We start from the raw sequence: 22,034 nt of genomic DNA on the forward strand, positions 1-22,034 counted from the left end.
TGTGAGGCCGTTCGCGCAAGCGAGACGGAGTCTGCCATGCAAGCAACCCTTTCCATGACCAGTCAACTTCCCGAAGTTCAAGTCAAGGAAGCTCCTCCCCTTCTGGAGACTCTGCTGGTGGTGGACGATGAGGATGCAATCCGAGAAACCGTTGCCGTTGCTCTCGAAGAACAGGGATACCAAGTTTTGCAGGCCGCCGATGGTCGACAAGCGCTGGAGCTGGTTCACACGGCCGAACGGCTGGATTTGATGATCTTGGATTTGATGCTGCCCGGCTTGAACGGCTTGGATCTGTGCCGGCTGTTGCGCCGGGAGGGCAACACCATCCCCATCCTGATGCTGACGGCCAAAAGCAGCGAGACCGACCGGGTGGTGGGCCTGGAGCTGGGAGCCGACGACTACCTGACCAAGCCCTTCGGCATGCGGGAGCTGATCGCCCGCTGTCGCTCCGTGTTGCGCCGTCGGCAGCAGTCCCACGCCAGCGAGGCCACGGTGCTCCGCTACGGGGATATTTGCATGTTTACCCAAGAGTGTCGCGTCTTGGTGCGGGGAGTGGAGGTGAGTTTCTCGCCTAAGGAGTTCCGCCTGCTGGAGCTGTTTATGTCCAACCCTCGCCGCGTCTGGACGCGGGAACAGCTCTTGGAGCGCATCTGGGGATCCGACTTCATGGGCGACAGCAAAACGGTGGACGTCCACATCCGCTGGCTGCGGGAAAAGTTGGAGCTGGATCCCAGCAACCCAGAGTATTTGGTGACGGTGCGCGGCTTCGGCTATCGCTTTGGCTAGGGTTGGGAACTCCTCTCACGCCAGCGGCGGGCAAAAGAGAGGGCTTCGGCGCGGGTTTGGATCTGCCCCGCGGCCTGCGCCTCCTGTAGAGCCTGCAGCAACTGGCCCACCCAGGGTCCGGGTTTAGCACCCAAGCTGTGCAGCAGGTCGTTCCCATCCAGCAGGGGCACCAAATGGGCCAGGGGATCCTGGGGATCTTCGTAGCGCCGGAGCCAGGATTCTATCTCTCGGGGGCTGCTGCCGGTGGCTGCTGCCAGCAGGGCCAGGCCGCCGAAGAGGGATCCCGCCTGGTGATAGAGCCGCCACTGTTGTCCGGGAGTGGGGGAATGGGTCAGAAGCGTTTGCAACAGGGGTAGAAGCTGGTGCAGCTTCTGGATGGCCCGCATCTCGGCGCGGCTAAAGCGCAGCCGTTCCAGCTCGGCTTCCACCGTCTCGGCAGGGGTGCCCGCCGGATCCCACAGCAGGGCTGCCAACACCGTTGCCAACAGGCCGCCGCGCCGATCCGCCAAAGGCTGGGCCAGCTCCGCCAGAGTGCGGGGATACTGAAGCTGCCAGATCTCGGCCCATTGCCACACCGCTTGGGCCTGGGCAAAGCCGGGGCTCTGGGGCGCTAGGCGGGGCAGCCAAGCCGCTAGCAGACCTGCCGCCACCGCTGCCTGCAGGTGGGCCAAGCCGGGGATCCCCGTCTCCAACAAGGTCACCACCTCGGCCCGCACCCGCTCTGCCGCCACCCTGGCCAAAAGGGGGGCCCGCTGACGAATCGCCTCTGCCGTGGCCGGATCCAGCGCAAACCCCAGTTGAGCTGCCTGGCGATAGGCCCGCAACAGCCGCACCGGATCGGCACTGAGGTTGTCGGGGTGAACCATGCGCAGACACCTCTGCTCAATGTCTGCCCGCCCCCCCGTGGGATCCAACAGGTGCCCCTCCTGCAGTTCCAGAGCCAGGGCATTGCAGGTGAAGTCCCGCTGCCGCAGATCTGCCTCCGGGGTGGGGCCCACCTGCAGGGCCGCGTCCACCGTCGCCGCTGTGGGGGTGGAAGCCCCTCCTTGGCCCAGCACGATGCGGGCAATCTGTCGCTCCGCATCCAGCACCACAAAGCCGGCCTTCAGCCGCCGCGCCACCCCCGCCGCCCACCCCACGGGATCCGCCGGACACATTAAATCCAGATCCACCGGCCCCTTGGAGTCTCCAGCCTGGCCCCGCAGCCAAGCCAGATAGGCATCCCGCAGGGATCCCCCCACCCAGTAGCTCCCCTGGGGCAGCCACTCTTTGGGAAAGGGCAGCCGTTGGCGGAAATAGGTCAGCAGCCACTTGCTCAGCAGGGCTTCGCTCATCGATGTGCACAGGGGGGAGACTTCGATGATCTAAAGGGCTAGGATCCCCAGAGCGCAAGCAACCAGACAGGCCGTACCCTCACCTGACCGCTGCGCAAAAACAAGCGATTGCTTTTGGGGATTTGACCCTCGCTTGCCCAGGCCCGCTCGCGGCCTGGATCCCTTTTAGCTATCGCTCCAGCAGCGAGCCGCCCACCGCCGCCGGTACAAAAGCAGGTGCTGAAGTGAGCAGATGGGGCCGCACCAGCGCCACCAGCCCGGCAATAAACAGCGGGTCGGCATTCAACGCGGGCACGCGGCGAAACTCGCGGATCCCAGCCTGGTGGGCCAGCTCCCGATACTCGATGTCGATCTCCTGCAGGGTTTCGATGTGCTCCGACACAAAGCTAATCGGCACCACCAGCAGTTGCCTGACCCCGCACGCTCCCAGCTCTGGGATCACCGTCTCGGTATAGGGCTGCAGCCAGCGCACCGAGCCCACCCGGCTCTGATAGGAGAGGGTGTGGCGATTGGGGCGCCCAACTTCCCGCCAGATGAGCTGGACGCAGGCCTCCATCTCCTGCTGGTAGGGATCCCCGGCCTGGGTGACATAGCTTTCGGGAATGCCGTGGGCGCTAAAGAGCACATGCACCCCTGCCGGATCCTCGAAGGCATCCAACTGCTCCCGGATGGCCCTAGCCATGGCCTGGACATACTGGGGCTGGTCGTACCAAGAGCAGATCTGGCGGCGCTCGATGCGGGCCAGCTCCGGGTCTTCGGCCCAGAGGCGATCCAGGAGTTTGAAGCTGGAGCCGGTGGTGCTGATGGAGTACTGCGGGTAGAGCGGCAGCACCACCAGGCGGGTGATCCCATCCGACTTGATCTGCTGCACCACCGACTCGATCAGCGGGTGCCAATAGCGCATGGCCACATACACCGGCACGTCGTAGCCCGCCGCCACCAGTTGAGCCTGCAACGCTTGTGCCTGGGCGGCGGTGATGCGCCGCAAAGGGGATCCCCCCCCGATGGCCGCGTAGTTGCGCCGGGATTTGGGCGCCCGCAGCGTGGAGATGGCCCAGGCAAAAGCCCTCTGCAAAAAGGGAAAGGGCAGGCGGATCAGCTCGGGATCGGCAAAGAGGTTGTAGAGAAAGGGCTGCACATCAGCCTGGGTCTCTGGCCCCCCCAAGTTCAGCAGGAGCACGCCGCTTTTGGACATGACAAACCCAATGACCTTCCTTATCCACTGTAGGAGGTCTTGCCCCCCAGCGGGGAAGGGGCATTAAGTTTTCTTGCAACCTTTCTCAGCTTTCTCTCGGCCCCCATCCTTAGCCAGGGATCCCCCCTCCTCCCCTACTGCTCCGCCCGGTGTCAGCTAGAAACCGCAGGAGCCCCGCGCTCTGGCGCAGCCAAGCGTCGGGAGGAATGCGGTCTGTTGATGTATAGTGACAGCATGACCCAAGTCTTGACTATTTCCTGCGAACTGTTCGCGCTAGCGGGACGGAGTCCTATCGGAGTCGCAAGCCGCCAAGTTAGATGCGACGCTGGACGCCTTTGTGCAGGCCTTGAACTGGGTCAACCAAAACACGCCGGAGAAGATCCTCAACGCCCTTAAGCTCCAATCTCTGGGTTACCGCGACATCCGTGCCCGCTTTGGCCTATCCAGCAACCTGGCACAACAGGTATGCAGACGGGTGGTATCTGCCCGCAAGACTGCCAGCCAGAAAAAACCGTCCGGTCAAAGCCTTCAAGGCGGGCTTCGTGACCTACGCTGCCCGCATCTTCTCCTTCCGAGCGAAAGACTGGACAGTATCGCTCACCACCGTTGAGGGGCGGGAACGGTTGGAGCTGTCCATCGGCAACTATCAACGAGGGATGCTGGCCGGCACCAATCCCCAATCGGCCACCTTGTCAAACGCAAAGAGGGTTCTTACTACGATTTGTGTGGAAACGCAACCGCCGGAGCTGCAAACCGCAGCTAAGGCGATTGGGGTGGACTTGGGGAGGAGAGATATTGCCCATACCTCAGAGGGAGATCCCTGGAATGGACAGCCGTTGATCCTGGTTGCGAGCGGTGCTCCCATGCAAAGCCAGTCAGGGCACAAGGTCTAGTCGGCGTAGATGCCGCCAACTCTTGCAACAGCTGTCTGGTCAGGAGAGACGCTTGCAAACCTGGGTCAATCCCTGCATCTGCAAGGCTATTGTTTCCAGGGCAAAGGCGACCAATAGCACGATTGCCTTGGAAGACCTAACTGGAATCGGAGAGCGTGTCAACCAACCGCCACGGAGCAAAACGGAGCGTCGGCGGTCGAATAGTTGGGCGTTCTACCAGCTGAGGCAGTTTGTGCACTACAAGGCGCTGCGGGCCGGGGTCACGGTTGTGGTGGTGCCGCCTGCCTATACCTCGCAGATTTGCCACCAGTGCCTGTGGATCGGGCAACGGGAAGGGAAACGCTTCCGTTGTGTCAACCCGGCTTGCAGTTGGGAAGGGGATGCAGACTACAACGCAGCATTAGCGTCAGCGAAGCGTAGCGCCTATGTCATTGCATTATTGGGGGCTGCTGTAAACCGGCCACCCTACATCCCCCTGCCCCCCGTATACGGGGGGCAGTCGGAGCCGGGTAGTTTACAACTCTTGGCCGCGGTAAACCCGCTGTAGGGCCGGCGTGACCGAATAGCTATCGACATCGGCCAGGCTCAACTTCAAGCGCAGCGTATTGAGCAGCCGCTGGTAGGGGGGCACAAAAGGGGTTTTGCCAAAGGGTTGGACGGCATCCCGGGCAACTGTCTCCAGAGGGCAGCCACGGTAGCGGAGCGGGCCAGCCCCAATAAGGTGAGCTGAGGATCCCTCTTGGCCGGGATCCACCGTCAAGCCGCGAAACTGAATCGCTCCCGGACGAGAGGCTTTGCGATAGCGCAGATAGCCGGCCCACACCTGAGCCATCCACTCCGGCAGAGCTTCGGGCCGAACGTGGCAGCGCTCCGGCAACAGGCGGTCGTTGAAAAAGCCGACAAGCACAGACCAAGCTTGCCAGAGAACAGCTCCCAAGAGGCGGGCAGCGAGAGATGGCGAAATCTTCATGGCGGAGGCCAAAAATCACTGTGGGTGGGAGTTGCCTTCGATTATATCAACCCCAATCCTGCAAGATGCTCATCTTGAACAGTTTCCCCCTCACTCGAAAGCGGAGGCCAGCTTGGGGCTAGGCGCGTTGAGCCGGCCAACTTCATCGACTACAATAAGCGCAAAGCTTAGGTGCCGTTTAAAGAAATTCTGAAAGCGCACCAACAAGCAGACTCCAGCACTACTGCACTGAACTGAGGGGCTCGAGACATGACCTGGCGCGGCGACATCACTCCCATCAATCGGCTGTGGGGATCCCTTCCCTACCTTCTGCCTTTGGTATGGGCCCTGCCCTTCGGCTTTGTGCCCTCGGGTTTGTTTCAATCTCTGCCAGGTTTGATCCCCATTTTTAGTCCACTGCTGCGCTTGCTGCCCCTGGCCACAGGCTGGTTGGGGGTGGGGATATTTCTCGCCCTGCTATTTTTAGTCCGCAACAGCCGTGTCGCCCACTTTGTTCGCTTCAACACCATGCAGGCGCTGTTGCTCAACATTGCCCTGTTCTTGGTGCAAGTGTTGATGCAGGTGTTTGCTATGCTCTTTGGCAACCTCGGCCTGGCAGCACTTGTCAGCATTTTGGCCACCACCGCACTTCTGGGCGTGATCGCCATCACCGTCTACGCTTGGGTGCAGAACGTTCGCGGCCACTATGCCGAGGTGCCGGTGCTCTCCGATGCCGCCTATGCCTGGATTCGCTATTAATTCCTGGCAAAGAGGGAGGTAGGCAACGCCTAGTCCAGAAGTGAGGATGAAAGCGTTACGCCAACCGAAGCTGCTGGTCGGGCTTGCGCTGCTAACTGGAGTGCTGGCCCTGCTCTGGCCGATGCTGCAGCGGGGCTACCCCATCACTCATTCCACCCACTTCAACCTCAGTTGGGCCTTTCAGTATCAGCGGCAGTTTTTCGGCGGGCAGTTTTACCCCCGCTGGCTGGAGTATTCCAACTTCGGCTACGGCAACCCCACCTTTGCCTTCTATCCACCTCTATGCATGGTGGCCCCTTTGCCGTTTCGCCTGCTGGGGCTGGATATGCCTGGATCCTTGGTGGCCAGCATGGGCCTGGCGATGGCAGTCTTCGGGCTGGGGCTGTACGTCCTGCTGCGGCAAGTGCTTCCTTGGGCTTTGGCGCTGGGCTTGGCCCTGCTGAGCATGGCCGGCCCCTATTGGTTGGTAGACATCTACCAACGGGGGGCAATTGGAGAAGTGTGGGCCATTGCAATCCTGCCCTGGATTTTCTGGGCCTCGCTGCAGACGATCTGCCGGCCCCAGTCCATTGGGCCGGTTGCGGTTTTGGCGCTGAGCTATGGGTTGCTGACGCTCTCTCATCTGCCCACGTTGCTGGTGTTTACCTTGATTTGGCTGCCCCTGCCTTGGGTGTTGGGGGGAAGGGATCCCTTCTGGCCCAGGGTGGGACGCTGCTACCTAGGATTTGGGCTGGGGCTGGGGTGGGCTGCTTTTTATCTGTTGCCGGCCTTTTGGGATCAGCGCCATGTCCAGGTGGACTTTGTCAACTTTGCCGAAGAGTACACGCCCCACCATCGCCTGATGCTGAGCGGGCTCATGCAGCTTCAGCCGCGCTGGACAGAGCACTGGTTTGAGAGCAACCTGGTGGGGTACTGGGTCTGGATGGCAGCGGTTCTGGTGGGGGCGGGGCTCCTGGTTTTTCTGGAGTGGCTGGCCCGCCGAACAGAGGGGACGTTGCTCTTGCAGGGAAGCGGAGCTGACGAATTCCCTCTTGCCAAAGCCACCCTGCTCTACAGCCTGGGAGCCAGCCTGGTGGCGTTGCTGATGATGACGGATCTGCTGGCTGGGCTCTACGAGTGGGTTTTGCCGCTGCGGCGCATCCAGTTTTCCTGGCGCTGGATGGCGGTGACGGCAGTAACCGTGCCTTGGCTATTGGGATCCTTAGCTGGGTGGGGATGGGGGCACAAGCGCCTGCAGCTCCTTTTGCTGGTGGGGATCGGCCTGGCCATGGGAGTACAAACCTGGCAGGGCTTGCAACTGATGTCCAAAGCCGGCTTCGATCTGCAGCTTGTCCAAACCTTTCAAGAGCTAGCTGCGGCCAAGCAGTTCCCCCACGAGCCGCAAGAGCGGCCGGGCATTGCTTTTTTGCACCTGCACTGGCGCTTTCCCGATGGGTTGGCGCTGGTGGATGCGCTGGAATACCGGCCCCGCCAGGCGACGCTGCCCATGCCGCCCCCACAGGTGGATCCGCTCTTGCAGTGGCAAGGCGAGGTAGAGGATCCAGCCGCACTGCTCCAGGTGGAAGAGTGGCGCTATGGCTACCGTCGCTTTCGCGCGGTTAACCCTACCTCCCAAGAACAATCGGTAGCCTTACGCACGTTTTACTACCCCGCCTGGCGCTTACAAATCGATGGACGGTTCAGAGCTGCCGAACCCAACGGGGTGGGGCTGTTGCAAGTGCGGATCCCGCCGGGGGAGCATCGGGTGGAGGTGCGCTACCTGGGCACGGCGGCGGACTGGCTGGGCTGGATCCTGACGGGTGTAGCCGGAGTGCTGCTGGTGGAGCTGCGGCGGCTGCTGCGTTGGAGGCCCTGGCTTAGGACACCTGAACAAGAGATGGCAGAAGGGAGCACTTCCACCTAAACAGGGCTGCCTGCGCTTAATACTCCCCCTCGTGCGGCTGGCTCCGGTTGAGGACAGGGCGTTTTGCGATATCGCCTAGCACGGCGCCTTGGCCGGTGTTGGTCGAGGGCATCAGCTTGGATGGTGAGGGAGTTGACACTCCCACCCAGGGGATTCTTACGCAGTCCACAAAAGAACCCGTAACGGCGTTGTCAAAGCGCCTCTAGACAGTTCCTGAAGGCAAAGCTCCAAGGTTCTGCTGACTTTCTTAAGCAGGTTGGCGGCAGCATTTGCCTCAGCGTTGACCAACCACCCCTTTGCCGTTTGGTACAGGCCCCGCTTGATACGCTTTCCAGAGGGTCTCCACCCGTCGGGTTTTTCACCATAACTAGGTAGCTCATCTCCATCTAGGAAGCTTGCCTGAGAGCTGTACGCTTCCTCTACCTCAATAAACTCCATGCCATAATGCCGACATAATTGCGCAATACGCTCCTTGAACCGACCTGTTGGGATGAAAACAAAGTTTTGGTTAAAACCGCATTCTTGTTTTTGTTCTTTGTTCCAACCGAAGAGGATTCTCCCAATTGAGTGGTGCAAACAGAAGTCAATGACCTTGCGCGCAGCTTTGTGGACCGCATCCGCCGGTTTCTTTTTTCCGTAATTCGGTCAAGCTTTTGCAACCAAAACCTCTGCGGCTTGTGAGTCTTGAGCCTAGCCAGCTCCTTGTTGTGCCACTGGTTGAAGGACTTGACTTTGCGGCCATCAATGATGAAGCTGTGCCCTAAGTTGCTAACGCACGTAAGCCAGTTGTTGACTCCGTGGTCAATTGCTAGAGCTTTTCTCGGATCCAGCGATTGGGGTCGAGCAGGCTTGGCATAGACCCACTCCAGGTACAACAACAGGTACAACAACATAGGTGGCCTTTGGACGGCTAGCTCCAGTTGAACCTACCGGAGTAGGTTGCCTGGGCAGGCTAGTCTTTCCTTGCCCTTTTCCAGCTAAAGCTGGGGGTACTTGACCCAAACCCGTGGCTTTCCCAGCGATGGCTGGTTGCTGGCGATGCCGTTTTAGGGATCCCCCACCTCAAAAGCCCACAGCCCCCGCTCAGCCGGGATGCGGTGCAACTGCCCCTGGGGAAAGCGCCGCTGCAGCGCCGCCCCCTGTTGATCCCATACCCCCTCGTTCAGGAACAGGGTAAACGGCGGCTCTAGGTCTTGGCTAAGCAACGTCTCGGGGGGAAAAACCTTCACCTCTTGTTCTTGCCTGGCAAAAAATTGAATCCAACTTTGCCAGTAGGCAGGCTCTCCCCAACTGAAATAGGGGTAGGCGGCGCTAGCAGCCAAATAGAAGCGGTGGTCGGGATCCCCTTGTCGAGCCGCCACGTAGCGCCCGGTGGCTCCCACATCGTTGCCCTGGGTCCAGCCCTTGTGGACAAAATCCCCAAAAATGGCCAAGTTCCATCCCCCGATCAACAGGACCGCCCCCGCCATCGCCGCTGCCGGCAGCCAACCTCTTGCCCGGGATCCCCAACGTCCCAGGAGAGCAGCCAGCGCCTGGATCCCTTCCAGGGTTAGGTAGGCTACAAAGGGCAGGATCACCAGCAGGCGAGTGTAGTTGGGGGCTTTGGTGATGGCCAAGCTAAAGAGCAGGTAGAGAAACAGGAAGCTGCCCAGGCAGAGCCAGTCGTGGGGTTGGCTGCGCCCTTTGAGAAGGCGGTAGAGCCCGGATCCCAGCCCCAGCCAGATCAAGACCCCTGTCAGGGGATCTACAAAGGCATGGCCGTAGTTGGGATAGATATAGCCCCGGTCGTGCTGGCTGGGGTCGTTGAACATACTTAGGCCGTTGCGGATGTTGCGCCACACCGCCTCGGCTGGCGTAGCGGCATTCACCCACATCTGCTGCAGCGCCCGCCCTTCTGGGAAAAAGAGAAATTGCTGGCGGGCATACTCGGCGCTCACTGGCGGAGCAGTGGCAGTGGCCACCAGAATGGGCGCAGCCACCAGGAAAAACCCCAGCGCCGCCGGCACCGTCAGCTTGGCCAAAGTCCAGAAGGGGTTGGCCTGCTTGTTTTCTCCTTGCAGATCCTCCCGGCCCAGGAGCAGGTAGAGGCCGCCAAACAGCAACCCCAGCAAGATCACCACCCGCCCCGGCAGATAGCCGTAGAGGGAGAAACCCGCTGCCCCTCCCCCCAAATACAAAAGCAGGGGATTCTTTTCCCGCACGCCCTTTAAGATCAAGGCCAGGGCTGCACACTCCACCAGCACAATCAGGTTCTCCCGCATCGCCATGCGGCTGATGCCCAGCAGAGCGTGGTTGGATCCCAGGAGGGCCGCCGCCGCCAAGGCCAGCCGGGGGTTCCAGAACGACCGAAAAAACCCGTAGGCCACCAGAATGGTGACAACCCCGAAGGTGGCATGCACCGTGCGCACATTCACCAGCGTGACTCCCCCCATCAGCCGCGTCAGGCCGCCAAAGAGGCTGAACATAAAGCGGGGAAAATAGAAGTACTCTGGCATCAGCCCAAAGATATCGGGGTAGCGTACCGCTGAAGCCCGCCGGGCCATGGAGGTGATGACAATCTCGTCGGTGTTGATCTGAAAGGGGATGTTGGCCAGGTCGTAGAGGTAGATGGGAGCAAAAACCAACGCCAATAGCCCCAGGTGCAGCAACTCCTGGCGCCAGCGCAGCCGCGTCGGATCCCAAGGGGGCTGAGCTGGGGGAAACTGGGCCACGTACAACCCCACCAACAGGATGCTCAACAACCAGATGCCAACCTGCAAGACGTGGTAGCCGAACAGCCCATACCCAAGGGTCAAGGCTATCCCCAAGCCCAAGCCGGATCCCAGCAGGGCCGGACGCCGAGAAGTTGCCAGCGTATCCCAAACCGCCATAGGACTGGAGTGAGGAACAGCACTGACCCCAGCCTACCAGGCCTCTGCCGGTGTTCGATCCCTCACCCCCGGCCCCTCTCTATGCAATATCAATAAGAAATATCAATAGCCCCGCATCGCCTCGGTCTCCCGCTCCAGTTCCGGCTCCACGAAGTTGGAGGGGTCGTAGAGGAAGCGGTTGACCTCGTCTTCAAGGCGGTAGATCTCAAAAGGCTGCAATTGCTTGCCAGTTCGCAGGGCCAGCAGGTAGCCATCCACCAGCAGGCGCAGCTCGTCAGTGCGCCGATAGCCGCGATGCCAACTGTCCACCAGCGCGTCGGTCAAAGCCTGATAGTGCCGGATCAACTTCGGGTCTTGCAACATGGGGTTCCCTTGCCCTGCTTGCTTCTATCCTAACGTTTGATGTCTGTTTGTGAGGAGGAGTTGCGAAGGGATGAGAAGCTGTGTTGTCTTAAACTGTCACTCCCCCTAACTCCCCTCGACAATGGGCAGATGCAGCCGCGAGGGGGTGTCGCTGCCGCTGTGAAGAGCGAGGGTGAGAATGCGGGCCTCGATGAGCCGCTCTTCTCGCATCCCCGTGCCTGTGTTAACGGGGTAGGCCGGGAAACAGGCCGCGCTAAGGCTGAGGCGCAGGGCGTGGCCGCGGGGAATGCGGATGCAGGTGGGCTGGCAAGGGATCCCAATGGGGGCCTTGGGCTGGGGATCCCGCAGCCGGCGGTAGCCCTGGGAAAAGTTATACACCTGGCCCTCCGGCCTCACCACCGAGAGCACGGCGCAGAGATCGAAACTGGGGCTGTCGGCTTCCACATACACTTCCACGAGAATGTCCCCTGCCAGGACGAGGTCGGTTGCCAGGGGAGAGGTGGTGTAGGTGAGAACATCGGCGCGGCAGTCGAGGGCAGAGCGCTCCTGCGGCCCGGCGGGATGGATGAGGTGGCCTCCTAGGGCCGGCACGGGTCGCCAGGGATCGTGAACAAAAGTATCCGACTGCTGCTTTGGTGGGGGCTCTGGGCGAAGGGATCCCTCTGCTTCAGAAAGGGCGGCCAGGCCGCTGCTGTGCAGGTAGAAAACCTTCGGCTCCGGCGTGGGCCAGGCCTCAAAGCTGCGCCAGCGGTTGGATCCCATCTCGAACAGGCGTACCGGCGGCTCTTGGAGGATCCCTGTGTCTTTGCCTTTGAGGAACTGGTCGAACCAGCGCACCTGCAGCCGATCGATGGGGCTGACGGCCTCGGGGCCAAAGTCCAGCGCCCCCACTTTGCGCCCCCAAGGCAGGTGGGCCCAGGGCCCGACAACCAGGTACTGAGGGTTTTGGCTGCGGGCGCTTATTTCCTTGTAAAGGCGCAGGCTGCCGGTTAGGTAGCTGTCGAACCAGCCGCCAATGTGCAACATCGGCAGATCCACCGCTTCCAGACGGGGGGAGAGCTGGCGCCAGTAGTCGTCGGGCTCGCTGTGCTCCAGCCAGTCAAAGTAATAGGACTGGGGCGCATATTGCTGCAGCACGCCTGGCTTGAGGGGGATGGGATCGTAAAGGGGCAGGTTGCGGGAGGCCTTGAAAAGGGCCTGGTAAGCGTTGGCATCGCCGCGCAGGCGCGCCCCCTCAGCTTCCAGTTGCAGGGCCCAACTGAGGTTGTTGTAGAAAGCGAAGGCTCCCCCCGGATAGGCGGCATCGGCGTAGAGATCGTAGGGCAGCATGGCTGGGCAGATGGCCTTCAGGGCGCTGGGACGGGTGGAGGCGGCATACAGTTGGGTCATGCCTTGGTAAGAAAAGCCGTACATACCCACCACACCGTTGCTCCCCGGCAAAGCGGCCGCCCAGTTGACGGCGTCGAACCCGTCCTCGGCTTCGTGGCGGAAAGGGTAGAAGGATCCCTTGGACGTGCCCCGCCCCCGCACATCCTGGACGACCACGATGTACCCGTGGGCCGCATACCAGCGCGGATGGGCGTATACTACCGTCGAGGCAATGGCCCGCCCGTAGGGCTGCCGCATCAGCAAAACCGGGTAGCTCCCCTCCCCTTGCGGGCGATAGACATCCGCGTCCAGTTGGATCCCGTCGCGGGTGAACATGGAAACGGTTTCTCGGGGGCGCACAGGCAGCATGGTCGGGTCAGTGGGGTCCATTGAAGAAGCCAAGGATCTCCACAGCAGGGGATAGGCGTATTTTAGGCTCAAGACCTGTAGCTCTTCCCTGCCCTGAAAGAGAAACCCGCAGCCAGGTGGATTGAGCTGTTGCTGGAGTTAGGCCAGCTCAGGAGGGCTTGTCGGAAGACCAGACCGAACCATCGGGCAGGATCGCCTCTTTCTAAAGAGGCAACACTTCGTAGGCTCTTGCCCGCACTTTCCACTCCGGGTCGGCTTGAGCAACCCGCAGCAGGAGCCGGATCCCTTTCTCGCCAAGGCCAGGCAGGGTTGCCAGAGCGCGCAGCTTGGCCTGTACCTTCTGCCCCAAGACAGGCAAGTTTTCCGGATTGGGCTCAGAGGGTGCGGAGGACATCGGACGGAGGAGTTGCCCGCAAAAGCTATGGCTACACCAGTCTAACAGCGGCTGGCCTGGAGAAGCCTCTTCGCGCTCGCATCCCGACTTGCACTATACTGTAGGAGCTAAGGTGTAGAAATATGAACATCCTACGGCAGTATATCTTTCCCGCCTTCATCCTGCTGGTGTTTCTATTCACTCTGGTGGTGGTGAGCATTCGCTCGTTTCTGCCAGAAGATATGGCTCAGCCGGCCCCGATCGAGGAGGCAGCAGCGGTGGGCCTTGCCGCTCTTTTTTCCGCGAATGGCTGAGGATGGCTGAACCGGAGATCCCTTTGCCTGCTGGCTACCGCTGGCGCCTTGGCTCCGCCTGGGATCGGCCCTGGGTGCGGCGGGGATTGCAGGCCACCTTGCAGGAATCTTTCCCCGAGCAAAGGCACTGGGATCATCTGGAAGCGACGTTGGATCGCCTCTTCGACCCTCCCCGTACCCCCTGCTGGTGGATCCTCAAGGAAGCAACAGGGGAGCCGGTGGGCGGTGTCTGGGCCGGCGTTTCCACCGATCAAGCCACCCATCGGCGAGTGGCCTATATCTTTTTGCTCTGGGTGGATCCTGCCCACCGGCGGCGCGGACTGGGCAAAGCTTTGATGCAACAGGTGGAACGCTGGGGATCCCAGCAGCAGTTAGCGGCTATTACCTTGCAGGTTTACCGCCACAACCAAGCTGCCCTCAACTTTTACAGGCAGGCCCACTTTACTGTGCAAGGCTACTGGCTGTACAAACCCCTTGGCCCTGCTGCTGCCTCGCAGGAACCGGAAGACTACGAAGTTTTGTAAAGAAGCCGGGATCCGCCCTCAGGTGATTTTTTGATGAAAGCGGTGGCAACGACTGGAGGGAACGCCCATGTCCAGACCTGTCAAACTCAGCGAGGCTGAGATCCAGACCAAGCTGGAAAGCCTGCCGGGTTGGTCCTTGCAGGATGGGAAGCTGCATCGCCAATTTCAATTTCGCTCTTTTGTGGAAGCTTTTGGCTGGATGAGCAGTGTGGCTTTGGTAGCCGAGAGCATGGGGCACCACCCCGAGTGGACCAATGTGTACAACCGCGTGCGGGTGGATCTCACCACCCACGATGCCGGGGGCATTACGGAACTGGACTTCACTTTGGCGCAACGCATGAACGAGCTGGCTGGCTAGACACTCTCTCGGCGGCAGACTGAGCCATAACCAGGGATCCCTGCGGCGCCGCGGGGATCCCTATTTGTTTGCCACTGCTCAGGTCAAGTTTTGACACTCCCACCCAGGGGATTCTTACGCAGCCCAAAATGGACTCGCGAAGGCGCTGTCAAGAAGCAACTAAAGTGGCTCAAGGGCTTTTCCGCTCCGCACTAAAGTACGGGGCTACCAAGCTATCCTCTTGTGTTAGGAGCTGCATCCGTCTGATAGACTAAGCCTAAGGTTAAGAAATGATAATTTTATGAACGTGCTGGTTGTGGGGGCAACGGGAACGCTGGGCCGTCAGGTGGTGCGGCGGGCCATCGAAGAGGGGCATCAGGTTACCTGTCTGGTGCGGAACCCAGCCAAGGCTGCTTTCTTGAGCGAGTGGGGGGCTCACCTCAAGGTGGGGAACCTACTGCAGCCCAGCACGCTCCGAGCGGCGATGGAAGGCGTCGAGGCGGTGATCGACTGTGCCACGGTGCGGGTGACCGACACCCTCAGCGCCCGCCAGGTGGATTGGGATGGCAAAGTTGCTCTGATCAATGCGGCACGGGCTGCCCAAGTGGGGCATTTTATCTTTTTCTCCATCATGGGTGCTCAGCACGAGTACCCTAATGTGCCCCTGATGAATTTCAAGCACCACATCGAGAAATACTTGATCGGATCCCAGATGCCCTACACCATCTTTCGTCCGGCGGGCTTTATGCAGGGATTGATCGGCCAGTACGCCATCCCGATTTTGGAAGAGCAAATTGTTTGGGTAGCCAGCGAGAGCATCCCCACGGCCTACCTCGACACCCTAGATGCAGCTCGATTTGCCGTGCGAGCCCTCAGCGTCGAAGCCGCCAAGCAGCAGGTCTTTCCCTTGGTGGGACCCAAGGCCTGGACTTCCCAAGAGGTCATCGCTCTCTGTGAGCAGCTTTCCGGCAAAAAGGCCAAGGTTCGAACCATACCACTGGGGGTCTTGCGGGGAGCGCGCAGGGTGGCCCAGTTTTTTCAGTGGAGCTGGAACATTGCCGACCGGCTGGCGTTTGTGGAGGTAATTGCCGCCAAAGAGCCGATGTATGCCGACATGACGCCTGTGTGCGAAGCCTTGGGCATTGAACTGGCTTCCCTGACCTCCCTTGAAGACTACCTGGCTGAGTATTTCCAAAAGATGTTGAAACGGATTCGCGAGCTGAAGGTTAAACAACCCAAGGTCAAGAGGCCCTTCTAGGAAACTGCAACCAAACCAGTAGCTGGGACAGGGTAAACTGGATAGCGGCCCAGCATCCCCCAGGGTTCGCCCTGGTTCTTTTCTCAGCCCCGGCTTTCTCTCTATGAGCGAGACGGTTGCCCCCTCCCCTGAAGCGACTGACCTCCATCCCGAACCGGCCATTGCCATCTCCGGCCTGACCAAAACCTATCGCACCGGCTTTTGGCTAAACAAGGTGGTCAGCCCCCTGAAGGATTTTTCTCTAACGGTAGCCCGCGGCGAAACTTTTGGGCTGTTGGGGCCGAATGGGGCCGGCAAAACCACCACGATCAAATGCCTGCTAGGGATTGTGGAGCCCACCAGCGGCAGGGGCACGCTCCTGGGCAAGCCTCTGGGGGATCGCTCCATTAAGCAGCGGGTGGGATATCTGCCGGAGAACCCCTATTTTTACGATTACCTGACGGCATGGGAGTTTCTCTATTTTGCCGGCAAGGTCTTTCGCCTGTCCGATAGCCTCCTCAAGGAGCGGATCCCGCAACTGCTGGAGCTGGTGGGGCTTTCTATCGATACGGCCCGCAAAAAGCAACTGCGCACCTACTCCAAGGGCATGCTGCAGCGCACCGGCATGGCCCAAGCCCTGATCAACGACCCGGAGCTGGTGTTCCTAGACGAGCCGATGTCGGGGCTGGATCCCATGGGCCGCTACCAGATGCGCGAGATCATCTTGTCCCTCAAGCAACAGGGCAAAACGGTGTTCTTCAACAGCCACATCTTGGGAGATGTGGAGGTGATCTGCAACCGCGTCGGCCTCATGGTCGGCGGCAAATTGGTGCAGCAGGGGACGTTGGACGAGCTGCTGGGCCAAAGCAAAAGCTACCACGTGCAAGGGCACGGCGGCGCCATCGACCAGTTCCGCGACCGCCTCGAGCACTTCTCCATCCAGGGATCCCACTGGTCGGGGGAATGGGGCGGATCCCTGCCGGAGCTGCTAACGCTTCTAAGCCAGGCGGGGGCGGTGGTGACCGATTTGCATCTGCAGCGGCAATCTTTGGAAGAATTCTTCGTCGACCAGGTGCGGGCTATTGAAGGGGATCGGCCCGTCTCTGCCTAAGTGGACTCCACCCTAGGTGTCCTGGAACGTCATTTCCGGAGCCTGGATCCCGACTCGGCGATGACGGCGCGGTAGTACTCCTCCAACTGCTGCGTGGCTGCCGACCAACTCCAGCGCTCAGCCTCTTGGCGGGCCTGCTGCCGGAAGAGCTGCCGCTGCCCGGCGCTGTCCAACAGCTGCCGCGTGGCCCGAACAAAGTCGCTGTCGGAGTCCGGCTCGAAGAGAAAGCCGTTGCGGCCGCTGTCCACCACATCGGTAATGCCGCCGCAGCGGGGGGCGATCACCGGACAGCCGGCAGCCATGGCCTCCAACAAGACCAGCCCCAGCGTCTCGGTACGGGAGGGGAACACGAACAGATCCGCGGAAGCAAAGGCCGCTGCCAGGTCTTGCCCCTGCAAGTAGCCCGTAAACACCACATCGTAGCCGGCAAAATGTTGCTCCAGGGATCCCCGCTCCGGCCCGTCGCCCACAATGGCCAGCCGCGCTTGCGGGATCTGCTCCAGCAACACCCGGATCCGCCCCACCTCTTTTTCTGCTGAGAGCCGCCCCACGTAGAGCAACAGGGGTCGCTCCGGCTGCCCTGCCGTGAGGCGGGCCCGCATCTCTGGGCTAGCAGCCTGCGGGTGAAACAGCTCCGTATCCACCCCCCGCTGCCACAGGTGTACCCGCTCGATGCCGTGGGCGCTCAACTCCTGCATCATGGCCGTCGAGGTGCAGAGGTTGAGCCGCGCCAAATTGTGTCCCAGCTTGAGGAGGCTCCACAACACCCCCTCTAGGAAACCCAGCCCGTAGTGCTTGAGGTACTTTGGCAAATGGGTGTGGTAGGAGGCCACCAGCGGGATCCCCATCGTCTGGCTGTAGTAGAGGCCCCCCAACCCCAAAACTGCCGGGTTGACCACGTGGATCACATCCGGTCGAAAACGGTTGAGCAGCTTGCCGATGGCCGGGCCAGGGGCAGCCAGCTTCAACTCCGGGTACAAAGGCAAGGGGAAGCCCGGGATCCCGTAGACCCGTGCCCGCGCAAACCGCCTGGGGGCTCCCTGAGGCGCGACGATAAGCACCGAGTTGCCGCGAGCCGTTAGATGGCGCACTGTGTGGCAAAGCCGCGTGACGATGCCATCCACCTTGGGCAGAAACGTCTCCGTAAACAGGGCTATGCGCATTGGGATCCCAAGCCTAATGAAAAGACTCTAAAGATTCTCTGAGGATGAGTGTTGCACAAAACGGCAACGAGATAACGGCTTGGGACAGCAGCGGCACAACTTTATTCCAGCAGCTTGTCTTGCAGCGGAACAGAATGAGTTGGCTCTTGGTTCTGGCCGAGGGTATCAGCCGCCGTTTTGCTAATCAACAACAGCGTGGCCGCCAGGGCCAGTCCGATAACATCTCGCCACATAATCCGCTCCCACACTCCTCACTCCTCATGCCCCCTACTGTAGCGGCGGTTTTTGCGGCTGGGCAGTGATGGGCGACGGATTTTTAGGTGACAGGAATCACTTCCAAAATTGCGGTTTTGCCCCCTAGTCGCGAAAGGCCAGTTGCAAGCTGGTGATCAGCAAGACCAAAGAGAACACCGCCATCACCCCTCCCCAAAACCAGTAGGGCAAAAACAGGTTTTGGGCAATCTGGCTGGAATCCGAGAGGACCAGCCGCCCGTTAATCACCGCAGACTCCACAAACAGGTAGTCGAGTTGGTGGTAGGTGCTCACACAGGCTTGCACCCCCAAAAACTGCAAGGCAAAGCCCCGCAGCCAAGGAGAAGCCCAGCGAGCTACTGCCAGGATGCCCAAACCCATGGCCGGGAGGAACAACAGGCCAAAGGGAGAGCGCACCCAGAGCAGCGTCGAGAGCAACAACAGGGATCCCAAAGCCAACAACCCCAACTGGGCCGTACCTTGACGACGAGAAGCCAGGATAAAAACCGCCCCGGCCATTGGGGGCCCCATTGGCCCACTGGCGGCCACCAAAGCTCGACCCACCGGCCCCAAAAACAAGTGCCCACTGTGAAAGGCCAACCCCGACCCGTCGGGATAGATCTCCAGACGATGAAACTCCCCACCCAACAGCACTGCCGTCAAGCCGTGGCCCATCTCATGAAACCAGGTGGCCAGAATCGTAAAGGGGTAGAGGATGTAGTTGCCCCAGGGGAGCTGCCAGAGCAAGACCGTCAGACCTGCAGCAGCCACCAACCAAACCAAGCTGTGCCGGCCAGGTTTCTCGGAAGGGGAGGGAGGCAGCTCAAACTGAGTCATAGAGCAGCAGTGGGTAGACAGAAAAAAGCCTAAAACGCCTCGTCTTCTTAGACGACTGCCGGCAGAGGAGAGTTCCAAGCCAACCCCGAGAAAATCCAGAAAAACATATGTCTCAAACCAGTTTGCAATGGATGTAGGTCAGGTAGGCTGAAAGAGCCCCTGAGGGATCCCTGTCTGTGGCCACCTTCCTGCGCGACTGGAGCTACCGCTTTCCCTGGCTTTACCGCAGCATCAGTCGCGGGGCTGCCCTGGCGGTGGGGGGATACGAGCGGCTGCGGAAATTGCCCCTACAAGGGATCCAGATTCATCCCCAGGATCGGGTGTTGGATCTCTGCTGTGGCCCGGCTGAAGTGACCCCACTGTTGGCGGAGCTGAGCCAGCAGGTGGTGGGCCTGGATGCTTCCCCCAAAGCTCTAGCGGCAGCCCGCAAACGCCTTCCCCAGGTGGAGTTTGTGGAGGCCTTTGCCCAAGATATGCCCTTTCCCAATGCCAGCTTTGATTGGGTGCATACCAGCTTGGCTCTGCACGAATTGTCCTTCGCCGACTTGGAGCAGGTGCTGCGGGAAGTGTGGCGGGTGCTCAAGCCGGGGGGAGGACTCTTGATTCTGGATCTGCACGCGCCTCGACAACCCTTGATCTGGCCTGGGCTGGCCCTCTTTTTGGCCCTGTTTGAAACCGAGACCGCCTGGGAGCTACTCAAGCTGGACTTGCCCGAGCATTTGCAGCAGCAGGGTTGGCAATCCATCCGGCAGACCCTCCACGCTGGGGGAGCTCTGCAGGTTATCCAGGCGCAAAAGCCTGTTGCTTGAGTTATAGGGCAGTTAACCCTGGTGCCAGAAGGGGGTGCCGAGAACTGGCGTGCTGGGCTGAGCTGCTTCTTGAGGCGTCATCGCGCCGGCCAAGTAGGCCCGGCGGCCTGAGCGCACCGCTTCCGCAAAGGCCTCGGCCATCGCCACCGGATCCCGGGCCAGGGCCACCGCTGTATTCAACAGCACCCCATCGAAGCCCCACTCCATCACCTGGCAGGCGTGGGAGGGCAGGCCCAGTCCAGCATCCACAATTAGCGGCGCCTCGATCCGCTCCCGCAGCAGGCGCAAGTTGTAGGGGTTGAGGGGGCCTTTGCCAGTGCCGATGGGGGCGGCCCAGGGCATGACCACCTCACAGCCGGCATCCAAGAGCCGCTGGCACAGCACCAGGTCGTCGGTGCTGTAGGGCAAGACCTTAAACCCCCGCCGAACCAGCTCGGCGGCGGCAGCGGGCAGTTGCACCGGATCCGGTTGCAAGGTGTAGTCATCGCCAATCAGCTCTAGCTTGATCCAGTCGGTGCCGAACACCTCCCGCGCCATCTCCGCCGTCGTGACTACCTCCTGCACGCTGTGGCAGCCGGCGGTGTTGGGCAGAACCGGGATCCCTAGCTTCTGCAGCAAGGCCCAGAACCCCTGGGAAGCTTCCGGCCCCAGCGCCCCCTGGCGCCGCAGGGAAACGGTCAACAAACAGGGCTGGGCCCGCGCCACCGCCTGCTCCAAAATAGCCGGCGAAGGATAGCGGGCTGTCCCCAGCAGCAGGCGGCTGGGCAGCGCTTGGCCGTAGAGCACCAAGGGATCCTCATCGGCCCGAGTTGAAGGGGAGACAGGAAGAAGAGTGGACATCGCTGAGGGGCAACAATGCGGGATTTGAGGGGAGGCAATCGGGCACTAGCCGCCGGCAACCGGCACAACGATCTCCACCCGGTCGCCTTCTTGCAAACGGGTTTGCTCGTAGCGGTCGCGTGGCACAAACTCCAAGTTAACCGCCACCGCAAAAGGGCCGCTGGCCCCCACCTGGGCTATCGCCTCGGCCAACGTGGTGCCCTCCGGCAGATCGTAAGGCTTTTGGTTGATCAAGACACGCATGGCGATAGGGATTCACCGGCAAGAGGGGCAGCCTGCACCTGAAAGGGGATCCCAAGCTGCTGCGCCAAGCGGCAACTGCCGTGGTGGAGGTACTCCAAAACGGCATCGTGAATGGCGGGGGAGATGAGGAAACCATGGCGGTAGAGGCCGTTGATCTGCAACAGCCGCGGAGAGCGCTCCACCACTGCGGGGAGATGATCTGCCAAGGTGGGGCGACATTGGCTGCCTAACTCCAGGATACGCGCTTCGGCAAAGGCAGGATGCACGGCGTAGGCGGCGCTGAGCAGCTCCAGAGCCGAGCGGACACTCACCGGCGAGCGATCTTCAGATTCGATTTCGGTAGCTCCCACCACAAACAGGTGCCCCGGCTTGGGAGCGATGTAGATCGGGTAGCGGGGGTGCAACAGCCGGGTCGGGCGCCGCAAAGATACTTCCGGGGCATACAGACGTACCACTTCGCCCCTAACTCCCCGCAGCGGTGCCTGTCCGCCCCATTCTTTTCGGGATCCCAGGCCGCGGCAGTCCAAAACCCACCCGCCGGTTTGCTCCTGCCAAGCTCGCGCCTGCTCCAGATCCCAGGGGCGGCCCCACTCCACCTCCACCCCGTGCTGGCGCAATTTGGCCAGCAAAGCAGCCAGCAGTTGGCGGTTGTCCAGTTGGCCCTCCTGGGGAAGATACAGGCCCTGCCCAAATCGCCCGGCCAGCGAGGGCTCCAGCTCGGCCAGCGCCTGGGCATCTAGTTGCTGAGGCTTGGGGAGATGGGGAAGGCGTTCCCCTACAGCAGCCAGTAGGGCCGAGAAACGCTTGGCTTCCCCGGCATCTTGGCGGTGCCAAAGGATCACAGTGCCCTCCTGCTGAAAGAAAACCGGCTCTGGCAGGCTGGCCAGAAGGGCGGGCCAGCGGGAGAGGGCATAGTACCCCTGCGCTACTACGCTGGCCTCGGCGACGGCAGACTCCGCCAGAGGAGCCAGCATAGCAGCAGCCAGATGGGCCGCGCTGCTCTCAGGGGCAGTGGGAGAAGCTGCCTCCACAATGCGCACAGAATGCCCGACCTCGACCAGGGTGGCAGCCAACAGGCGCCCCATTAGACCGGCTCCAAGGATGAGGACGGGATCCGGCTGCACTCTCCAAGAAGCGAGCGGGGGGGCGGCCAGAGAAGATGGGTTTGACAGGCTCATGGGGCGTTGGCGTGTCTAGCGCTACCC

23 protein-coding genes and 1 pseudogene are annotated in these 22,034 nt (G+C 61.0%); 10 read left to right on the forward strand and 14 right to left on the reverse strand.

The window, feature by feature from the left end; translation table 11 throughout:
• Positions 1-54 precede the first annotated feature (54 nt).
• The gene (locus ACVW0R_RS03525) at positions 55-786 is read left to right on the forward strand and encodes a response regulator (protein WP_049749731.1); all 732 of its coding nucleotides are present in this window, start codon (positions 55-57) and stop codon (positions 784-786) included.
• Here ACVW0R_RS03525 and ACVW0R_RS03530 read toward each other — a convergent pair.
• Together ACVW0R_RS03530 and hemH are read right to left on the reverse strand one after the other, a co-directional pair.
• Positions 783-2,120 carry a tRNA nucleotidyltransferase/poly(A) polymerase family protein gene (locus ACVW0R_RS03530; protein ID WP_011429912.1) on the reverse strand — a complete coding sequence of 446 codons (1,338 nt, stop codon included), beginning with the start codon at positions 2,118-2,120 and terminating at the stop codon, positions 783-785. The genes ACVW0R_RS03525 and ACVW0R_RS03530 overlap by 4 nt on opposite strands.
• Positions 2,121-2,289: 169 nt before the next feature.
• Complete coding sequence (gene hemH / locus ACVW0R_RS03535) at positions 2,290-3,315, reverse strand: ferrochelatase (RefSeq protein WP_011429913.1); 1,026 nt, start codon at positions 3,313-3,315, stop codon at positions 2,290-2,292.
• Positions 3,316-3,549: 234 nt separating this feature from the next.
• On the opposite strand from hemH, the pseudogene ACVW0R_RS03540 reads away from it, so the two are divergent.
• A pseudogene (locus ACVW0R_RS03540) lies at positions 3,550-4,755 on the forward strand (RNA-guided endonuclease InsQ/TnpB family protein).
• Here the strand turns inward: ACVW0R_RS03540 and ACVW0R_RS03545 are convergent.
• Positions 4,723-5,178 (reverse strand): hypothetical protein, encoded by a 456-nt coding sequence (locus tag ACVW0R_RS03545; RefSeq protein ID WP_071813507.1) that lies wholly within the window; start codon positions 5,176-5,178, stop codon positions 4,723-4,725. The pseudogene ACVW0R_RS03540 and the gene ACVW0R_RS03545 overlap by 33 nt on opposite strands.
• A gap of 249 nt (positions 5,179-5,427) precedes the next feature.
• Between ACVW0R_RS03545 and ACVW0R_RS03550 the strand changes: the two genes are divergently transcribed.
• Both ACVW0R_RS03550 and ACVW0R_RS03555 read left to right on the forward strand, forming a co-directional pair.
• Entirely contained in the window at positions 5,428-5,916 is a 489-nt protein-coding gene (locus tag ACVW0R_RS03550; protein ID WP_099884079.1) for a Tic20 family protein, read from the forward strand.
• A gap of 46 nt (positions 5,917-5,962) precedes the next feature.
• On the forward strand, positions 5,963-7,819 hold the full coding sequence (locus ACVW0R_RS03555) for a hypothetical protein (RefSeq protein WP_099887177.1): 1,857 nt from the start codon (positions 5,963-5,965) through the stop codon (positions 7,817-7,819).
• 419 nt (positions 7,820-8,238) lie between these two features.
• Here ACVW0R_RS03555 and ACVW0R_RS03560 read toward each other — a convergent pair whose 3' ends face one another.
• The 5 genes from ACVW0R_RS03560 to ACVW0R_RS03580 form a co-directional block, all read right to left on the reverse strand.
• A complete protein-coding gene (locus ACVW0R_RS03560) occupies positions 8,239-8,712 on the reverse strand; it encodes a transposase (RefSeq protein WP_457501663.1) in 474 nt (157 codons plus the stop codon).
• Positions 8,713-8,865: 153 nt separating this feature from the next.
• Positions 8,866-10,689, reverse strand: coding sequence for a glycosyltransferase family 39 protein (locus ACVW0R_RS03565; protein WP_414346991.1), 1,824 nt, complete (start codon positions 10,687-10,689; stop codon positions 8,866-8,868).
• 102 nt (positions 10,690-10,791) lie between these two features.
• On the reverse strand, positions 10,792-11,052 hold the full coding sequence (locus tag ACVW0R_RS03570; protein ID WP_011429921.1) for a DUF6761 family protein: 261 nt from the start codon (positions 11,050-11,052) through the stop codon (positions 10,792-10,794).
• 105 nt (positions 11,053-11,157) lie between these two features.
• A complete protein-coding gene (locus ACVW0R_RS03575; protein ID WP_457501672.1) occupies positions 11,158-12,789 on the reverse strand; it encodes a CocE/NonD family hydrolase in 1,632 nt (543 codons plus the stop codon).
• Between the two features lie 202 nt (positions 12,790-12,991).
• The gene (locus ACVW0R_RS03580) at positions 12,992-13,183 is read right to left on the reverse strand and encodes a hypothetical protein (RefSeq protein WP_011429923.1); all 192 of its coding nucleotides are present in this window, start codon (positions 13,181-13,183) and stop codon (positions 12,992-12,994) included.
• Between the two features lie 122 nt (positions 13,184-13,305).
• Between ACVW0R_RS03580 and ACVW0R_RS03585 the strand changes: the two genes are divergently transcribed.
• The 5 genes from ACVW0R_RS03585 to ACVW0R_RS03605 all read left to right on the forward strand — a co-directional run bounded on the left by ACVW0R_RS03585 (position 13,306) and on the right by ACVW0R_RS03605 (position 16,685).
• Positions 13,306-13,476 carry a hypothetical protein gene (locus ACVW0R_RS03585; protein ID WP_011429924.1) on the forward strand — a complete coding sequence of 57 codons (171 nt, stop codon included), beginning with the start codon at positions 13,306-13,308 and terminating at the stop codon, positions 13,474-13,476.
• A 2-nt stretch (positions 13,477-13,478) separates the two neighbouring features.
• Positions 13,479-14,000 carry a GNAT family N-acetyltransferase gene (locus ACVW0R_RS03590; protein ID WP_011429925.1) on the forward strand — a complete coding sequence of 174 codons (522 nt, stop codon included), beginning with the start codon at positions 13,479-13,481 and terminating at the stop codon, positions 13,998-14,000.
• Positions 14,001-14,067: 67 nt separating this feature from the next.
• Positions 14,068-14,358, forward strand: coding sequence for a 4a-hydroxytetrahydrobiopterin dehydratase (locus ACVW0R_RS03595; protein ID WP_011429926.1), 291 nt, complete (start codon positions 14,068-14,070; stop codon positions 14,356-14,358).
• Positions 14,359-14,638: 280 nt separating this feature from the next.
• On the forward strand, positions 14,639-15,595 hold the full coding sequence (locus tag ACVW0R_RS03600; protein ID WP_011429927.1) for an NmrA family NAD(P)-binding protein: 957 nt from the start codon (positions 14,639-14,641) through the stop codon (positions 15,593-15,595).
• Positions 15,596-15,698: 103 nt separating this feature from the next.
• Positions 15,699-16,685 (forward strand): ABC transporter ATP-binding protein, encoded by a 987-nt coding sequence (locus ACVW0R_RS03605; protein WP_011429928.1) that lies wholly within the window; start codon positions 15,699-15,701, stop codon positions 16,683-16,685.
• A gap of 29 nt (positions 16,686-16,714) precedes the next feature.
• Here ACVW0R_RS03605 and ACVW0R_RS03610 read toward each other — a convergent pair whose 3' ends face one another.
• The 3 genes from ACVW0R_RS03610 to ACVW0R_RS03620 all read right to left on the reverse strand — a co-directional run bounded on the left by ACVW0R_RS03610 (position 16,715) and on the right by ACVW0R_RS03620 (position 18,937).
• A complete protein-coding gene (locus ACVW0R_RS03610; protein WP_011429929.1) occupies positions 16,715-17,848 on the reverse strand; it encodes a glycosyltransferase family 4 protein in 1,134 nt (377 codons plus the stop codon).
• Positions 17,849-17,949: 101 nt separating this feature from the next.
• Positions 17,950-18,081 carry a hypothetical protein gene (locus ACVW0R_RS03615; RefSeq protein ID WP_011429930.1) on the reverse strand — a complete coding sequence of 44 codons (132 nt, stop codon included), beginning with the start codon at positions 18,079-18,081 and terminating at the stop codon, positions 17,950-17,952.
• A gap of 124 nt (positions 18,082-18,205) precedes the next feature.
• A complete protein-coding gene (locus ACVW0R_RS03620; RefSeq protein ID WP_457501664.1) occupies positions 18,206-18,937 on the reverse strand; it encodes a M50 family metallopeptidase in 732 nt (243 codons plus the stop codon).
• 176 nt (positions 18,938-19,113) lie between these two features.
• Between ACVW0R_RS03620 and ACVW0R_RS03625 the strand changes: the two genes are divergently transcribed.
• Complete coding sequence (locus ACVW0R_RS03625) at positions 19,114-19,746, forward strand: class I SAM-dependent methyltransferase (protein WP_457501665.1); 633 nt, start codon at positions 19,114-19,116, stop codon at positions 19,744-19,746.
• 12 nt (positions 19,747-19,758) lie between these two features.
• Here the strand turns inward: ACVW0R_RS03625 and ACVW0R_RS03630 are convergent, their stop codons facing one another.
• Genes ACVW0R_RS03630 through ACVW0R_RS03640 form a run of 3 tightly spaced genes read right to left on the reverse strand, consistent with a single transcriptional unit; the run spans position 19,759 to position 22,007 of the window.
• Positions 19,759-20,586: a thiazole synthase gene (locus ACVW0R_RS03630; RefSeq protein WP_041438213.1), complete on the reverse strand. Its 828-nt coding sequence runs from the start codon at positions 20,584-20,586 to the stop codon at positions 19,759-19,761.
• Positions 20,587-20,631: 45 nt separating this feature from the next.
• A complete protein-coding gene (gene thiS, locus ACVW0R_RS03635) occupies positions 20,632-20,829 on the reverse strand; it encodes a sulfur carrier protein ThiS (protein ID WP_011429935.1) in 198 nt (65 codons plus the stop codon).
• Positions 20,817-22,007 carry an FAD-dependent oxidoreductase gene (locus ACVW0R_RS03640; protein WP_071813508.1) on the reverse strand — a complete coding sequence of 397 codons (1,191 nt, stop codon included), beginning with the start codon at positions 22,005-22,007 and terminating at the stop codon, positions 20,817-20,819. Before ACVW0R_RS03640 ends, thiS begins: the two co-directional genes overlap by 13 nt.
• Positions 22,008-22,034: the final 27 nt, after the last annotated feature.

The sequence above is a fragment of the Thermostichus sp. MS-CIW-15 genome (assembly GCF_054060575.1).